Source organism: Haloterrigena sp. H1 (assembly GCF_005938085.1).
In the GTDB taxonomy this organism is placed as follows: domain Archaea; phylum Halobacteriota; class Halobacteria; order Halobacteriales; family Natrialbaceae; genus Natrinema.
The window spans coordinates 431817-447410 of the sequence record NZ_SMZK01000002.1; the positions used below are offsets into that span (position 1 = coordinate 431817).

Sequence of the window (15594 nt, forward strand, 5' to 3'; positions counted from 1 at the left end):
ATGCGAAAACTGGCATCTCTCACAGCCGGATCAATCAGTTCTGTCAACCGGTTGTCTAGCTTCACATCCACTCGAGTGCCTCGTTATGCTGAGCTGAGCCACGTACTCTGGATTCACGTTCCCATCTGGTCAATGCACGGCGTGTTCGTGGGTTGTCGATCGAGTAGTCGCCTGCCTCGAGGGCAGTCGCCGGCTGGGGGTTGTCGCAGGGGGCGGTGAACTCGTCACGATGGTTGCGTTCTTGGCTGCACTTTCTGCAGCGCCAGTAGCGTGTCCGATACTCGTAGCCATCTGTGAGATTGAGTTCATACGGTGTTGGCTCCGCGCCTGGCAGCCACTCGTCGATTGCGACGAGCTCGTATCCGTTTGGTTGGGCAATGTCTCCTGGATAGCTGCGATTGCGGTCGCTCGTGTACTCGTTTGTCGGTCGATCTCGATGCGGGTCGCTCTCGGGTTGTCGATCTGTACTCATTCGTGGCTTCGAGGCACACGAGCATGCGCCTCACCCTCTCAGGCGCAGAAAACTGACTGGTCACGCTTGATCTACCCAGGTCTTATCAATCGACTTCACAGATTGCATCAATGCTGTCATTCGATCAGACCTGTCGGTGAACTATGCCCTACTCGTCGCCTTCGGCGGCTTCTTGAGGGCGGGGGCTTGGCACCCTCACCGCCACCGCTAACGATGGGCTTGAGGGAGTGATTGAAAAGACAACGGCCAGCGTGGAGGACGCGAATTAGGTAGAGGAGAGTTTTCGACTGGCAAGTGCGAGGACAAGCATGACGACGATGAGCACGACAGAGAGTGCGTTGATTGTCGGGGTCAGCCCCGTTCTGAGCATCGTGTAGATGACGACCGGGACGGTGCTGGTGCCCGGCGAGATGAGGAACTGAGTCGCGGTGAACTCGCCGAACGAGACGACGAACGCAATGAACGCGCCCGCCAGGATGGCTGGCGAGATGATGGGACCAGTTACGTGCCGGAACGTCGTCACCGGATCCGCACCAAGAACACGCGAGGCACGCTCGAGGTCCCGATCATAGGTGAGCAGTTCCGAACGCACTAACAAGAACACGTACGGAAGCGACAGCACCGTGTGTCCGAGGATGAGCGCCGGCAAGCCCGATGGTAGCTGGATGGTGCTGAAGTAGCGGACGAGCGCGATCCCCGTGATGACAGGCGAGATGATCATCGGGAGGAGCATGACCGTCGAGATTTGCTCCTTGTAGGGGAACTCCCCGCGGACGAAGCCGATAGCGGCGATCGTCCCGGTGATGGCAGATAGGACCGCCGATGCCGTCGCGACGATCAGGCTCACCGTGAGCGCGTTGAGCAGTCGTTGGTCAGCCAGCAACTCCGTATACCACTTGAACGAGACGCCCTCCTGTGGAATCGCCGGAAAGTTCTGTGGCGTAAACGACGTCAGAATGACGATCAGGACCGGCAACAAGAGGAAGGCGAACACGACCGTGATGAGCGCACGGAACGTGAGCCCCTGAACTCGCTCCGACGTGCTCGTGCTCATATGTTCCCGAGCACCTCCTGGAGGTCGAACAGCGTGTTGAACACGAACAGGAGCCCGACGAGCAAGACGGTGTACACGATCGCCAGCGCCGAGGCGAACTGGATGTTGAAGTTCTCCAGGAACGCCTGTGCGATGACGTTCGCGATCATGGTCTGTTTCGGGCCGCCAAGCACAGCTGGGCCGAGGAACGATCCGGCCGCGAGAATGAACACGATAAGACCGGCAGCGACCAGTCCTGGAAGGCTCAGCGGGAAGATGACTTTGGCGACGGTTCGCCACTTTCCGGCGCCGAGCACGCGCGAAGCGTTGACCAGTTCTTCATCGATGGCGTTCAACGAGTTGTAGATCGGCAACACGGCGAACGGCAGGTAGACGTTCGCGAGGCCGATGATGACGGCCGGAGTGGTAAACAGCAGGTCCGTTTCGAACCCGGTCAAGTCGGCCAGCGGACCGGCCGGCGACAGGAACAGCAGGATGCCGAAGTACCGGACGATGTACGCGATCCACAGCGGAACGATGATCAGAATCATCGCTGCGCGGACGCGCTCGGTGCTGAACGCGAGGAAGTACGACAGCATGTACGCCAACGCGAGCGTGACGACGGTCGTGACGAACCCATAGAGGAACGATCGAATGAACGCGTCCACGTAGATCCCGTTCATCACACGCCAGTAGGATTCAAATGGCGCCGTTGACCCGAGGCTCAGGCTCTCCGGGATTAACAACAGGATCGGCAGGACGAAGAACAGGCCGACGAACCCGAGTCCGAACAGCGCCAGGTGTCGGTTGGCGATCCGTCCTTCCAGCCCTTCGCCGATGATATGTGTCACTCTGCTCAGACCGCCCCGTTGGACGCTCATAGGACGATCACCCGGTCAGCCGGGAACCTGAAGTAGACGTCGTCATCGACATCAATGTCCGGGAACCGTGTGGTGTGTGCAAGCGCCGTCGACCCGTCTTCGAGTGCGGCCGACACCTCCGCACGGTTTCCGAGGTTCGCGATATCGGTCACAGTCGCGCTGAACTCGTTTTCGGCCTCTGTCGGCTCGAGGCACACCTCGATGTCTTCCGGACGGACGTACAGTGAGACGGATTGATCGTCGTCGATGTTCGAATCGGGGAGCGTGATCCGCTTCGCATCGTTGTAGACGACAGCCTGTCCATTCTCGTGGGTGACGGTGCCGGTGAACTGCGTGGACTTGCCGACGAACTCCGCGACGAACGGGGTGGCTGGGGACTCGTAGATCCGCTCAGGGCTGTCGATCTGCTGCGCCTGGCCGTCGTTGAGGACGACGACCTTATCTGACATCGACAGCGCGTCCTCCTGGTCGTGGGTGACGTACAGCGTCGTGACGTTGACCTCGCGCTGAATGCGATTGAGCCAGCCACGCATCTCTTCACGGAGGACCCGATCGAGGCCCGTGAGGGGTTCGTCGAGCAGGAGGATGTCGGGCTCGTAGGCAAGCGAGCGAGCGAGCGAGACGCGCTGTTGTTGCCCTCCGGAGAGTTCGCCCGGCTTGTGATCGCCGTGGTCGGGCATATCGACGAGCTCGAGCGACTCCTCGACGCGCTCTTCGACGTCGGCCGCCGAGTAGCCGTGCATCTTCAGCCCGTAGGCGATGTTCTCCCGGACGGTCATGTGGGGAAACAGCGCCGTCGACTGGAACGCCATCCCGATGTTGCGCTTCTCGGGTGGGAGGTCCGTCACGTCCGTCCCGCGAAGGCGAATGCGCCCATCGGTTGGTTCGACGAGACCGGCGATCGCGTGTAACGTGGTCGATTTCCCACAGCCGGAGGGGCCGAGCAATGTGACGAACTCTCCTTCCTCGATTCGAAAGGAGAGGTCATCGACGGCGCAGAGATCCCCGTAGTACTTCGTGAAGTTTTCTACTTCGAGCATTGGGGGTTAGTTCTGTTTGATGGTGTCGAGTCGCTGGGTCCACTCGTCCTCTTTCGGCAGTACCGCATCCCAGTCCCGGAAGGCCAGATCCTCGGCGGGCGCGTAGTCGGGGAGCTCCTGCATCGAACTCGGCGGGTTCTTGACCTGAACGGTGTAGTTCATCCCTTCGGAGAGAGACAGGAGGTTCTCCCGCTGGTAGGTATGATTGAGCAGCTCGTGGGCTGCCTCCTTGTTTTCTGTTCCTTTGACGATGGCGAGGTTGTCGGACCACCCCATCGCACCCTCCTCGGGGATGACGTACTCGATGTTGTCGTAGCCCTCGTTTTGCAGCGCGAGCACGCGGCCGCCCCAGGCCTCACAGATCCACGCGTTCTCTTGGCGGAGGTAGCGAATCGATGTCGCGCCGTCGCCCCAGTAGGCGAAGACGTTTTGATTCTCCTCACGCGCCTGCTCGAACATCGTGTCTGTTTTCTCTTCGTCATCCGGGACCTCGTTGATGTTGAGCCCCGCTGCAGCTGCAGCGTTCGACAACCGGTCGATCGTCCGGTCGATGAGAGACACTTTTCCTTCGTATGCGGGGTCAAGAAGTGCGTCCCATGACGTGAGTTCGCCATCGACCTTGTCCGTATTGTATGCAAAGCCCGTCGCGCCGTTCTCGCGGATAAGGCCTATAGTGTCCTCGCCGTTCATGTTGAACGACAGCGTCCGCGCCGACTCCTTGATGTTCTTCTCGTAGTTCGGAACCTGCGAGAGATCGATCGGCTCGAGGATGTCTTCCTGCTGGGCGCGTGCCATCCCGGTGTCGTTGAGCGCAACGACGTCGTACGACCCAGGGTTTTGCTTGATCAGCGAGATCATCTCCGTCGTTCCGCCAGCCGATGTCCCCTGGACACCCATCTCCGAATCCCAGCTGTCGAACACGGACATCTGTGTCTCCTGTGTGTTTCCACCGAAACCGAGGAACCGGAGTTGGTTGCCCGAACTGCTACTGAGGATCGATGCGCATCCCGCTAGTGCTGTCAATGTCCCGGCGCCTGCTGTTGCCAGTACGTCCCGTCGGTTTGGCGTGCCTTTGTGTGTCATTGCCATGAGTTTCTATTACACAATGGTATAATAGTCTTTCCCAGAAATGCACCCCTCTTTTGGGAGAATTCTTAGTTAGAACCCGATGATTAGGAGCGAGCAAAGATTTATGTGTATAACTGATATGTGTCTACGTAGTCGCTTGACCATGACTACCACAGACACTGTGACGGAGGAACCAACACGGTATGAACGTGATGGGGCCGTCGCACGCGTCCGGCTGAATCGCCCCGATAGTCTCAACGCAGTGACGCCCGCGTTGTACGAAGGTATCCGTGACGGCCTCGAGCGAGCAGCCGACGACGATGCGCGCGTCGTCGTCCTCGAAGGTGAAGGACGGGCCTTCTGCGTGGGTGCTGACATGGAGAACCACGACGAGGCCGAACGCACCCAGAAGGAGCGCCGTGAATACGTCTGGCAGGCACAGGAGGCCGCCAAAGCAGTCCAAACACATCCGCAACCGGTGGTCGCGAAGGTTCAGGGGTACGCCATCGGTGCGGGCGCTGAACTCGCGTTGAGCGCTGATTTCGTACTCATGGGCGAGGACGCGGAGCTCCGGTTTCCGGAGGTGTCGATCGGAACGTACATCGGCGGCGGTGTCACGTACACGCTGGCCGCGCGCGTCGGGCAGGCCCGCGCGAAGGAACTCGTCCTCTCGGCGGCGTCACTGACTGGTTCGGAAGCAGCCGATGAAGGCGTCGTGACGAGTGCACATCCCGAAGGAGAACTCGAGGACGCCGTCGACGAGTTGGCCGAGGACCTTGCGGGGAACGCCCCGACTCCGATGGAGTTCGCCAAAGAACAGTTCGGGCGTGTCGGCCAGGCGACACGGGACGACATGCTGACAGCCGAGGCCGAAGCGCTGCTGGCCTGTATGGCAACCGACGACTGGCAAGAGGGTGTCGACGCGTTCGCCGAGGACCGCGAGCCGTCGTTCGAGGGGGTCTAACCGTGTCGAACCGTTCGACTGACATCGACCGGATCATGGACCCCGACTCGGTGGCGATCGTCGGCGCTTCCACCGACGAAACGAAGCGGGGGTATCAGGCGATCGAAACCCTCCAGGAAGGCGGCTACGAGGGCAATATCTACCCGGTCAACCCCTCAGCCGACGAGATCCGCGGCCTCGAGGTCTACCCGACCGTCTCCGCGATTCCCGGTCGCGTCGATCTCGCGCTCATCGTCACCCCGGCACCGATCGTCCCGCAGATCCTCGAGGACTGTGCGGACACCGACCTCGCGGGCGCGGTGGTCATCGCCGTCGGGTTCGGTGAAGCCGGCGAAGATGGGCAGGAACTCGAAGACGAGATCGTCTCTCTCGCGCGCGAGCACGGCGTCAGACTGATCGGACCGAACACTTCTGGGATGATCAACGTCCATCAGGGCCTGAACCTCGTTGGCGCGGACACGGTCCCCGAAGGTAACCTCGCACTGCTCTGTCAGAGCGGGAACATGGCTATCTCGCTGTTCACCGAGGCCGCCACTCGAGAGGGCGTCGGCTTCAGCCACTACGTCGGCGTCGGGAACGAGGCCGACCTCCAGTTCCACGAGTACCTCCCCTTCTTCGACGATGACCCCGAAACCGATGCGATCGTCTGCTATGTCGAGGGCATGAGCGATGGCCGAGCCTTCCTCGAGCAGGCTCGTGAGGTGACGGCTGACACGCCGATCGTCGTCCTGAAGAGCGGACGGTCGGACGTGGGCAAGCGTTCGGCCTCGTCTCACACCGGGTCGCTGGCCGGCGACGCTGCGGTGACGGATGCCGTCCTCGAGCAGGCGGGCGTCGTCAGCGTCGAGCGCTCGGACGAACTCCTGTCGGTCGCGAACGCGCTGTCGTCGCTTCCCAGCGCCGACGGTGAGAACGTCGCCATCCTCGCGGACGGTGGCGGCCACGCGACGCTCGCAGCGGACGCCCTCGCCGAACGCGGGCTCTCCGTCCCGCAACTCACCGCTGAAACGCAGGAAAAACTTCAAGACGTCCTCCCGGACGCAGCTAGCGTCGTCAATCCGGTCGACGTTGCAGGCGGCACCGACGAGGATCAGTCCGTGTTCGTCGACTGCGCGGAGGCCATCATCGCCGATCCGAACGTGGACACGCTCATGCTCTCCGGCCTCTTCGGCGGCTACGGGATCCGCTTTGCCGAACAGTACACCGACGTCGAGATCGAGGCGGCATACGATCTTGCCGACCTTGCGGCCGAACACGGGAAACCGCTCGTCGTCCAGAGCGCCTACGAAGGATTCGACACGGACCCGCACGCGGTCCTGCGAGAAAATGGAATTCCGGTCGTCGAATCGCTCGACGTCGCGACCGCGAGTCTCGAGGCCCTAACGACGTACGGCGGGCGTGTCGCAGCCGCCAGCGAGAGCAGTGACTTCGCGCTCGCGGACACGCCCGACACGTCCGAGACGATCACCGACTCGGTCGCTAGTGGCCGAACGCAGCTCTCGGAGTTCGAGTCCAAGCGCGCGCTCTCGGAGGCAAACCTCCCGATCACGCCCTTCGAACTCGCGACTAGCCCGGAGGACGCACGGGCGGCTGCCGCATCGGTCGATGGGCCGGTCGCAATGAAGATCGTCTCGCCCGACATCGTCCACAAGTCAGATGCGGGCGGCGTCGCACTCAAAATATCCACCGAGGAGGCAAGCGACACCTACGACGACCTACTTGCGGCGGCCCGCGACTACGACCCTGGCGCACAGATAGACGGCGTGCTCGTGTCACCGATGGCCGACGCCGGCGTCGAACTCATCGTGGGTGTCGTCGACGACGAGCAGTTCGGCCCCGTGGTCATGTGTGGCCTCGGCGGTGTCTTCGTCGAAGTACTGGAAGACGTCGCATTCCGAGCACTGCCGCTTACCGAAGCCGACGCTCGATGGCTGCTCGAGGACATCGATGCCCAGGAACTGCTCGACGGCGCCCGCGGCAATCCGCCAGTGGATCGCGATGCGGTCGTCGACCTCCTGATCTCGGTCTCCGAATTCGTCGAGGCCAATCCGTCGGTGTCCGAACTGGACTTGAATCCCGTCTTCGCTACCGAAGACGGCGTCGAGGTCGTCGATGCTTCGATCACGATCGATGACGATGCGACCGTGCGAGTCGACAGTGAGCCAGTCCCATCAGGAGGAACGACCGATGATTGAGGTCGATGGACCATTGCACGTCGAACGGACCGATGATCACGTCGCTTGCATCATGTACGACCGGCCCGATGCGATGAACGCATACAACGAGCCCCTGCTTCGAGGAGCGGTCGAGGCGTTCGAGCGCCTGGATGACCGAGACGAGACCCGAGCGATCGTTCTCACGGGCGCTGGCGACGCGTTCTGTGCCGGCGTGGACCTGAACGACATGCCCCTGACCCCAGAGATGGACTTCGCCGAGTATGAGACGGGACTGGGTCTGTTCCAGAACGTCGTCCGGACGATCCGCGGAATCGATACGCCCGTCATCGCGGCGATCAACGGCTACGCGCTCGGAGCTGGCTGTGATACGGCACTGGCCTGTGACTTCCGCATCGTCAGCGACGAGGGTGTCATCGGCGAGACGTTCATCGACGTCGGATTCGTCCCTGGCGACGGTGGTGCGTTCCTCCTGCCACGACTGATCGGCGAGGCACGCGCAAAGGAGCTTATCTTCACCGGCCGGAAGCTCACAGGCAAGGAAATCGTCGAGTGGGACCTCGCACGCGAGCAGGTCGCTGCGGACGAACTGCTCGAGGCGGCCACTGCATTTGCGACTCGACTAGCCGGACGCCCACCGATCGCACTCGCCCAGAGCAAGCGGCTCGTCAACGAGAGCTTCGATGTAGACCTCGAGCGCGCGCTCGAAGACGCCACCCGCGCACAGCGGATCTGTTCACAGACGGATGACCACGAGGAGGCGGTCGCTGCCTTCCAAGAGGACCGGGAACCGGAGTTCGAGGGACAATGAAGCGATTCACAGCCAGTGTCGTCCAATTTGACAGCACGCTCGGGACGGCAGATGACGGAACGCTCGACCGGATGGCTAAGGCGATCGCTGCCGCCGATGCGGACCTGGTGGTATTCCCGGAACTCGCGACGACCGGGTATCACGTCTTCGAGAACCTCTCCGACGTAGCAGAATCCATTCCGGGTCCGACGACTGAAATTCTGAGTGCGGCTGCTGCCGACGCCGGGACCGCGGTGCTGTTCGGAATGCCTGTCCAAGACGGCGACGATGTCTACAACTGTGCGGTTTGGCTCGACGCCGATGGAGCCGTGCGTGCGCGCTATGACAAGCGCCACCTCTGGGGCGACGAGGCTGCACATTACGCAGTTGGTGATGCGTACACCGTCGTCGACGCACCGTTCGGCCGGGTTGGTATCCAGATCTGTTACGATCTGAACTTTCCCGCTGCGAGTCTGGCGCTCGCGCGTGCCGAGTGTGACGTCGTGGTCAACATCGCTGCCTGGTCGGTCCAGATGGAACGCGACTGGCACACGCTGTTGCCCGCGCGCGCAGTCGAACAGGGCGCGTACGTGATCGGCTGTAACCGCGCCGGCACGGAGGCCGGAAACACGTTCTGTGGACACAGCAAAGTGATCGAACCCGATGGGACGACGGTCGTCGAGATGGGAACCGGATCCGGCCAGGTCGCTGTCACACTTGACCCTGGCGTAGTCGCGGCCGAGCATGAACGAAACCCGATGCGCGCGGACCGTCCAGTAATCGACGCCGATACGGTCCGACAGTGACCGTATCCGTGGTCCGATTGGGTGCCTTCCAACCAAATTCCACGAAGATCGGAACTAACCTAACATATTAACGAGATGCATACCAATAACCAGTCGATGCCGAAGGTAGCGCTCGACGAGGTGGACTTCCAGATCCTCCGCCGGCTTGACGAGAACGGGGATATCGACGTTGACGAACTGAGCGAGGAACTCGACGTCAGTACCTCTACGATCTACTATCGGATGGAGAACTATCGTGAGAAAGACATCGTGAAGGGAGAGATCGCTCAGCTTGATCCCCAGAAACTCGGCCTCGAGCTGACAGCGATCACCGAAATCAATGCCGACTACGACGGTCCCGGGTACGAGGAAGTTGCCGAGAAAATAGCCGGCCTCTCCGGCGTTCAGCGAGTCTTCTTCATGCTCGGTGAGATGTCGTTCTACGTGCTCTCACGCGTGCGCGATCACGAGCACCTCCAAAAGCTAATGGAAGAGATCATCCAGACCGAAGGCGTGGATAACTCGACGACAAACATTGTCCTGCGGACGTTCAAGGATGAGGACCGCCTGTTAGTCAACTATGACGATGAGGACCATTTCGCCTTCCTCGACAGGAGGTCCCGATGGGGTATGGCTTACGATCTCCTGAGGGGGAGATTGCTGTGTCCCCTGTTGTTGTTGTATCGATGACTCTGTTGAGGCAGGAGACTCAAGAACCGCTACCCGATACGTTTCGTCGGCTGACAACGCCTCGTGATCAACTTCACTCGAGGGAACTTCAACAACGTATGTTCCATTTCGCTTTTCGATTGGAGCGCTGAACAGAGAGCGGAGAGAATCTGGAATTTCGACCATTGAGTTTCTAGTGTTCAGTACCCACGGGACAAGTAAGTTTCAGTACTTCACAAAGCTGGTCCTCGTGGATTGCATCGTCTGCTCGCCCGATAGTAGACTCACCCAGTACAGCTGAATTAGTTATCGGTCAGTCGCAGAACAATAAGAATGACCAGGGTGAGTGGGAGAATATACATAAGAAGAATAGCAACTAACTCGATGGCCATATTAACTGCACTACCGCCTCCAGAACTTGTCTGTATGAATATAAGGACAACAAACCAGAGAGTGACTAACTGAGTGATCGATATATCGTCCATTGAAAGAGGTGTCAATAAATAGTAGTTTGTAGAACAAGACATTTTCGATAACAGTAGACAGTAGCGCGATTTCTTTATTCAGAATCATGCCTGAAACTGAATTGGGCAGTTCGGTCACTACACGTGCGTATTGTGCAGTTTCTTAGAACACACTCGGATCACGCGTGCTCAGACTCGGGGCATCACGTGGCAATGAGGAAGACCGCAACAGCACCAAACGCGATGCCGAGGGCCTTCTTCGCCGTGACTCCCTCGCCCAACACGACGATTCCGAGGAGTGCTCCACCGACGAGGAACATCCCAAAGATCGGCACGACGACGCTAACAGGGCCAGTCGAGAGTGCGCGGAAATACCCGATGACAGCACCGGCGAGACAGATTCCTGCTACGAGTGCGAACCCGACAGGTCGGCTCGTCACCGACGGAACTGACCACTCACCGAACAGGGCTGCCACAGTCGTCGCTCCCATTGCCAGTGTGCCGACCGCAATCGGCATGACGGTGAATGTCGGCAGATCTTGGAGTGCAATTTTCATAAACAGGAACGCGAACGAATAACAGCCCATCGCCAGCAGTGCCCATAACACGTAGTTCACAGAACCGTCCCCTCTAGATCAAATATTACTCGCCCCTGTTTGTGTGTCATATGTTCACGTAGGTAAGAAGAACCCGCAGAGAAAAACCTTACTGACCGAGCGATAACTGAATTCGGTGTCAGCGTTCAGTCAGTCTACTATAGTGAACGGATAGTTCAGTCCAAATGGCTGTGTTGAATCACTAGACGGCGGCGGAATGGTTCGCTAAATCGAAGGTCTTGAAGCGGGTGACTTCAGTTGTTCATGACCCAAATCTCCCGCTTCATTGGAGCAGTTGTGCCGATTGCTCAAAACGTTACTGGCGATGGAGACGAATCCGCCGCCCCGAAAGGTGGCGGCGGATTCGCCGACTATGCCCTCGTTTCCCTGCATTGTCTGCGGATCTACCTCGATACGTCCTACCGAATGACGATTGATCTGCTGAAGGAGATGCCACAAATAACCGGGGAGATCGGCCTCAGCGCGGCCGATTTCCCCTCGCCATCCACGTTGTGTAAGGCGTTCGACCGGATCAGTATGAGCGTCTGTCGAGTGTTGCTGCGCCAGTCGGCGCAGCTACACGACCCATCCGAACACGCTGCTATCGACGCAACATTCTATGAACGTGATCGTGCGAGCCGTCACTACTGCCACCGAACGAATTACCGCGTTCAAACGCTCAAAGTCACAAAACTCGTCGATACAGCAACGCAAGCCGTTCTTGATCTCCACTGTTCGACGACATTAGAAGGAAGCGACGCAGACCTCGCCGAGCAGATCGCCCGCCGGAATGCGGGCGATCTGCGGTCACTTGCCGCTGACAAAGGCTATGACAAACAACAACTCCGAGAACGACTGCGTGAACTCGACATTCGCCCACTGATCAAACACCGGATCTTCGCTCCGTACGATCACGCACACAATGCCCGCATTGACGACGATCGGTACGCTCAGCGGTCAATGACCGAAACCGTCAATTCAGCTGTCAAGCGCTCGCTCGGCTACGCCGTGCGAGCGCGTACCTGGTATCGAGAGTTCCGTGAAATCGCCCTGATGTGTGTCGTCTATAACATCAAGCAGGCCATCAAACAGTGAAATCCAACGCCGTATGGCGATTCAACACAGCCGTCCAAATAGAACGAAAGGAACGCCATAAGAAGCGTTCTATGACACCCTCGTCTTTGTAGTAGCAATGGAGGAAGCCACGCATCATCTCTGGTGGCTCATGATCTCGTGTTCGCCCCGTCTCTGCCGGGGCGAACACGTCGAACTCTTCGAGAAACTCGAAGGAGAGATTCTCAAACAACGCTAGCGTCTCTGTCTCCACGACATTGAAGAACGTTTCTACCGAAGAATGCTCTTGCAGGGTCGCTGGGCTCATCAACCACAGCGTTCACCCTGCTCTTTGGTGCGCCACTCGTTCTATGACACCCTCTCCTAGTCTGCTGGCTTCACGTTTTGATTCAGTTGGAAGCGGTTCTCCGGGTCGTACTCGTTTTTCGACTTGACGAGTCGGTCGTAGTTCTCGCCGTATGCGTTCCGCTCACGGCCCTCGCGGTCGCCCTCGAAGTTGACGTACGTCCCGCCCGTCGCACCTTCGGCGAGCGCATCGTGACACTCTCGTACCCACGCGATGCACTCATCGTCTTTCGCTGGATCCTCCCAGCGTGCGCCGACGGTTACGATGTACTCTGTGTCCCGGTGTGGGTATGCAGTCGCATCCGACGCGACATCGTTGACGGCCCCGCCGACCTGATGGATGAGTACCTCGGATTGCGGGGTCGGGGACCGTTCAGCGGAGTCGATTACGGTGTCGATCGTCTCTTCGGTGAGGGCCGTGAAATTGGGCGCCTTCCAGTAGTTTCGGGCACCCTCAGTGTACAGTTCGTCCAGCAGGCTCTGGACCTCGGTATAGCGCATCGGTTCGACGGCGTCGGCGATAGGATCGCCGTACTCGCAGAGCGGTTCGAGCACCGCCTTGCCCTCATCGAGATCGCCGGCGTAGAATCCCATCAGTATGAGAACCGTAGTTCCGTGGATCGCTTCGGGAAGGAACGGAAGCGGCGGCGCAGCGACGCTGTTCGCCCAGACAGTGCACTCCCGCGGTGCGCCTTGAGTAAATTCCTTGTAGCGGGCGAGCACGTCAGGTGCGTCCTCGTACGGGTAGACAATCGGCCCGAAGAGCACTTCCGGGCCGACTTCGTGGAGATCGAATTCGAACGACGTGATGATCCCGAAGTTACCGCTTCCGCCGCGGATCGCCCAGAAGAGGTCCGGGTTCTCGTCTTCATTTGCGGTTACAAGTTCCCCGTCCGCGGTGACGATATCGACTGACCGAAGGTTGTCGATCGAAAGGCCGTATTTACGGCTGAGCCAGCCGATCCCACCGCCAAGCGTGACCCCGGCGACGCCGGTCGTCGAGATGACGCCGCCAGGCGTAGCGAGGCCGAACGCCTGCGTCTCGTGGTCGAGGTCGGCCATCGTCGCACCGGGCCCGATGCGGGCGGTTCGGGATGAAGGATCAACTCGTACTAATGAGATTGAGGATAGATCGATCGTGAGACCGTTGTCACAGATGGCGTTACCAGCGACGTTATGGCCGCCGCCTTTGACGGAGAGCGGGAGATCGCGATCGCAGGCAAACTCCACGGCGGTCATCACGTCGGCTGCCCCGGCGGGGCGGACGATGACGGCCGGTTCTCGGTCGATCATCGCATTCCAGATCGATCGGGCCTCGTCGTAGCCGTCGTCTCCGGGCCGAAGCACCTTGCCGTGGGTTTCTTGCGCAAGCGTTTCGTATCCGGGTTCGTCGATCGGAGCGGTAATCGTCATGAGTCACGCCTCAAGCGAGGTACGATTACAGGGAATAGATAGTCATCTAGTGATAATCTGGCAGCCATTGCTGGTCATGCAACTGTTGCAAGAGCACACCACGGTGCACAAGAAGGGTGGTTTTCTTCGGGCCGATGAATCAATAGAGTAAATTCTAGGTACCAGTCCAGTGAGACGGTAGTTCTTCGCCCCAAGACGGTCGGCCGTATTCACCGAGTGGCCATCGGCGTCCGCTGAATACGCGCTGTGTGTCTTGCACGCCTCGCTCGATCTATCCAGTAGTTGGCAGAAAGCGCATGCAAGATACAGAGAATGTATCCAGCAGACCTTGTGCTACGGTAACAGCTAACGCAATTCGTGTGGTAGGGGGAAGGAAGTCATGGTAACAGTTAACCACTTCCGAGAAACGCTTCGGGGCACCCTGATCCAGCCCCACGACAAGGGCTACCACGAGGCCCGTGCGGTCTGGAACGGGACGATCGATCGCCATCCTGCGGTCATCACCAAGTGTGCAGGCACCGCGGATGTGATCGCGGCTGTGAACTTTGCACGGGAGCACGACCTCGAAATCGCGGTACGCGGCGGCGGCCACAATGTTGCCGGCACCGCCGTCTGCGACGACGGGATCGTCATCGATCTCTCAGAGATGCGAGCCGTATGGGTCGACCCTCGCGCGCGGACCGCCCGGGTACAGGGCGGTGCCCTGTGGAGTGATGTCGACCACGAGACCCAGGCTCACGGCTTGGCAACCACGGGCGGCATCGTCAGCCACACCGGCGTCGCCGGACTCACACTCGGCGGTGGGATCGGCTGGCTGATGCGCAAGCACGGCCTCACCGCCGACAACTTGCTCTCCGCCGATGTGGTGACCGCCGATGGCGAGTTCATCCGAGCCTCGGACGACGAGCACTCGGACTTGTTCTGGGCGCTCCGAGGCGGCGGCGGAAACTTCGGAATCGTGACTTCGTTCGAGTTCGCCCTCCACCCTGTCGGTCCCACTGTACTCGCCGGCCCCGTGTTCTGGGCGGCGGACGACACCGCCGACGTGCTACGCTTCTATCGCGACTTCGCGCGGGATGCTCCCGACGAGCTTGGCACCGTCATCAGGTTCGGGACTATTCCTCCCCTCTCTGCCGTCCCCGGGGACCTTCACTGGCGACCCGCCGTGGCCATCAACGCCTGCTACGCCGGCCCGGTCGACGAGGGTGAATGCGTCCTCCGACCGTTGCGTGAGCACGGCACACCGCTTCTCGACCTGGTCTCCCCCAAGTCCTATCTGGCACACCAGGGCGGGCTCGACAGCACCGTCCTCCATGGATGGCACTACTACTGGAAGTCGACCGATCTGCCGGAGCTGTCTGACGACCTGATCGACGTGTTCGTCGACCATGCCTTCTCGGCGGAGTCACCTCGCTCGTACTCGGTGCTATTCCATCTCGGCGAAGCGGTGAGCCGCGTTGATGATGATGCCACCGCCTACACCGGTCGGAACTCGTCTCACAACATCAACGTCAACGGTATATGGCGTCCCGACGAGGAGGAGTATGCCGAGTCGGAAACAGCGTGGACCCGTCAGTTCTTCGATGCGCTCGAACCCCATCGAGAGGGGGTCTACGTGAATTTCCTCGACGCCGATGACAGTACCAAACGAGTCCGCGAATCATACGGTGAGTACACCTACCGGCGTCTCGCCGAGATCAAGACCGAATACGATCCCGATAACGTGTTCCACCTCAACCAGAACATTGAGCCGACCGTCTGAGAAGTTCTCCCTCGACATTCCTTCGAAGTACCGGTTGATCCGACAAAGCTTGATGAATACGCGC

At 59.8% G+C, this 15594-nt stretch carries 13 protein-coding genes and 2 pseudogenes; 7 read left to right on the forward strand and 8 right to left on the reverse strand.

What is annotated here, in order from left to right; genetic code table 11:
* Positions 1-130: 130 nt before the first annotated feature.
* The 5 genes and pseudogenes from E2L06_RS17420 to E2L06_RS17440 form a co-directional block, all read right to left on the reverse strand.
* Positions 131-472 (reverse strand): annotated as a pseudogene (locus E2L06_RS17420) (hypothetical protein); the annotation flags it as partial.
* Between the two features lie 265 nt (positions 473-737).
* Positions 738-1526: an ABC transporter permease gene (locus E2L06_RS17425; RefSeq protein WP_138782899.1), complete on the reverse strand. Its 789-nt coding sequence runs from the start codon at positions 1524-1526 to the stop codon at positions 738-740.
* A complete protein-coding gene (locus E2L06_RS17430) occupies positions 1523-2386 on the reverse strand; it encodes an ABC transporter permease (protein WP_138782900.1) in 864 nt (287 codons plus the stop codon). Before E2L06_RS17430 ends, E2L06_RS17425 begins: the two co-directional genes overlap by 4 nt.
* Positions 2383-3426, reverse strand: coding sequence for an ABC transporter ATP-binding protein (locus E2L06_RS17435; RefSeq protein ID WP_138782901.1), 1044 nt, complete (start codon positions 3424-3426; stop codon positions 2383-2385). The genes E2L06_RS17430 and E2L06_RS17435 overlap by 4 nt, the downstream gene beginning before the upstream one ends.
* A gap of 6 nt (positions 3427-3432) precedes the next feature.
* Complete coding sequence (locus E2L06_RS17440; protein WP_249361496.1) at positions 3433-4515, reverse strand: PotD/PotF family extracellular solute-binding protein; 1083 nt, start codon at positions 4513-4515, stop codon at positions 3433-3435.
* Positions 4516-4657: 142 nt separating this feature from the next.
* On the opposite strand from E2L06_RS17440, the gene E2L06_RS17445 reads away from it, so the two are divergent.
* From E2L06_RS17445 to E2L06_RS17465, 5 genes are all read left to right on the forward strand, one after another.
* Positions 4658-5458 carry an enoyl-CoA hydratase/isomerase family protein gene (locus E2L06_RS17445; RefSeq protein ID WP_249361497.1) on the forward strand — a complete coding sequence of 267 codons (801 nt, stop codon included), beginning with the start codon at positions 4658-4660 and terminating at the stop codon, positions 5456-5458.
* A gap of 2 nt (positions 5459-5460) precedes the next feature.
* On the forward strand, positions 5461-7653 hold the full coding sequence (locus tag E2L06_RS17450) for an acetate--CoA ligase family protein (protein WP_138782902.1): 2193 nt from the start codon (positions 5461-5463) through the stop codon (positions 7651-7653).
* Complete coding sequence (locus E2L06_RS17455) at positions 7646-8443, forward strand: enoyl-CoA hydratase/isomerase family protein (protein ID WP_138782903.1); 798 nt, start codon at positions 7646-7648, stop codon at positions 8441-8443. Before E2L06_RS17450 ends, E2L06_RS17455 begins: the two co-directional genes overlap by 8 nt.
* Positions 8440-9228, forward strand: coding sequence for a carbon-nitrogen hydrolase family protein (locus E2L06_RS17460; RefSeq protein WP_138782904.1), 789 nt, complete (start codon positions 8440-8442; stop codon positions 9226-9228). The genes E2L06_RS17455 and E2L06_RS17460 overlap by 4 nt, the downstream gene beginning before the upstream one ends.
* Positions 9229-9324: 96 nt before the next feature.
* Positions 9325-9897, forward strand: coding sequence for an Lrp/AsnC family transcriptional regulator (locus E2L06_RS17465; RefSeq protein WP_249361498.1), 573 nt, complete (start codon positions 9325-9327; stop codon positions 9895-9897).
* A 646-nt stretch (positions 9898-10543) separates the two neighbouring features.
* Here the strand turns inward: E2L06_RS17465 and E2L06_RS17470 are convergent.
* Complete coding sequence (locus E2L06_RS17470) at positions 10544-10957, reverse strand: EamA family transporter (protein ID WP_138782905.1); 414 nt, start codon at positions 10955-10957, stop codon at positions 10544-10546.
* Between the two features lie 243 nt (positions 10958-11200).
* Here E2L06_RS17470 and E2L06_RS17475 point away from each other — a divergent pair, with 243 nt between their 5' ends.
* Positions 11201-12031, forward strand: a complete 831-nt coding sequence (locus E2L06_RS17475; RefSeq protein WP_138782906.1) for an IS5 family transposase — start codon at positions 11201-11203, stop codon at positions 12029-12031.
* 82 nt (positions 12032-12113) lie between these two features.
* On the opposite strand, the pseudogene E2L06_RS17480 reads toward E2L06_RS17475, so the two are convergent.
* A pseudogene (locus E2L06_RS17480) lies at positions 12114-12317 on the reverse strand (IS5/IS1182 family transposase); the annotation flags it as partial.
* A gap of 56 nt (positions 12318-12373) precedes the next feature.
* Positions 12374-13768 (reverse strand): FAD-binding oxidoreductase, encoded by a 1395-nt coding sequence (locus E2L06_RS17485; protein ID WP_138782907.1) that lies wholly within the window; start codon positions 13766-13768, stop codon positions 12374-12376.
* A 379-nt stretch (positions 13769-14147) separates the two neighbouring features.
* Here E2L06_RS17485 and E2L06_RS17490 point away from each other — a divergent pair, with 379 nt between their 5' ends.
* Positions 14148-15530 (forward strand): FAD-binding oxidoreductase, encoded by a 1383-nt coding sequence (locus E2L06_RS17490; RefSeq protein WP_138782908.1) that lies wholly within the window; start codon positions 14148-14150, stop codon positions 15528-15530.
* The last annotated feature ends 64 nt before the right edge of the window (positions 15531-15594 follow it).